Source organism: Neptuniibacter pectenicola (assembly GCF_001597735.1).
GTDB lineage: Bacteria > Pseudomonadota > Gammaproteobacteria > Pseudomonadales > Balneatricaceae > Neptuniibacter > Neptuniibacter pectenicola.
Window position 1 is genome coordinate 1 of the sequence record NZ_LUTS01000045.1, and the last position, 1121, is coordinate 1121.

Consider the following 1121-nt stretch of genomic DNA (forward strand, 5'->3'; position numbering starts at 1 on the left):
GAAGGAAAAAAGGAGAGAAAAAGAGTGAGAGAGGGGAGAAGGAGGGGGAGGGGAAAGGAGAAGAAAAAGGAGAGAAAAGAAGGGGGGAAAAGAAGGAAGAGGGGGAGAGAGAAGAAGGGAGAAGAAGAGAAAGAAGAGAGGAGAAGAAGAAAGGGAAAGAGAAGAAGGGAAAAAAGGAGGAAGAAAAAAGGTGGGAAAGGGGAAAGAAAAAGAGGGGGAAAAGGAAGGAAGGAAAAGAGAAGGGAAAGAAAGAGGAGGAAAGGAGAGGGAGGAAAGAAGAGGGGGGAGAAAGAAGGGAGAAAAAGGAAGAAGGGAGGAGGAAGGGGGGAGGGAGAGAAAAAAAAGAGAGAAAAGGGGGGGGAGAAAGGGGGGGGGAGGAGAGGAGGGAGGAGAGGGGAGGGGGAGGAAGAAGAAGAGAAAGAAGAGGGGAAAAGAAGAGAAAAAAAGAAGAAGAAGGGGGAAGGAAAGGGGATGGGAGGGAGAAAGAGAAAAAGAAGGGAGGAAGGGGGGAGGAGGGGAGGAAAGAGGAAAGGAAAGGAGAGAAGGGGAAGAAAAAGGAGGAGGAAGGGAGGGGAAGAAGGGGGGAAAAAGGGGGAGGAGAGGGAGGGGGAGAGAGAGGGGAGGAGGGGGAGGGGGAGAGGAAGGAGGAGGAAAAAGAAGGAGAGGGGAAAAGAAAAGGAGGAAGAGAGAGGGGGAAGGGGGAGAGGAGGAAAAAAAAAAGAGGAGAGAAAAAAGAAAGAGGGGGGAGGAAAGAGAAGGGAAAGAGAGGAAGAGAGGGGAAAGAAGGGGAAGGAGGGAGGAGGGGGGAAAGGGGGAAGGGGGAGAGAAAGAAGAGAGGAAAAGAGAAGGGAGGAAGAAAGAAGGGAGGAAGGGGGAGGGAAAGAGAGAGAGGAAAGGAAGAAAGGGGAGAAGAGGGGGGGGGAGGGGGGGTTGGGACGGGGAGGAGGAGGAGGAGGAGGAAGAAGAGGGGAAGAAGAGGGGGAAAGAAAAAGGAGGAAAAGGGAAAGGAGAGGAGGAGGGGAGGAGGGGGGAAGGGAGGAAAAGAGGAGGGGGAAAAAAGAAGGAGAAAAAAAGGAAGAAGAAGAGAGAAAGGTGAGGTGGATTGGCTGAGTCTAAGGGCA

The 1121-nt window shown here is 52.5% G+C and carries 1 protein-coding gene; it reads left to right on the forward strand.

Going from position 1 to position 1121, the window contains the following annotated elements; all coding sequences use genetic code 11:
• Window positions 1-1110 (forward strand): hypothetical protein (locus A3773_RS19685; protein WP_197462818.1); only part of this gene is annotated, 1110 nt, incomplete at its 5' end.
• Window positions 1111-1121: the final 11 nt, after the last annotated feature.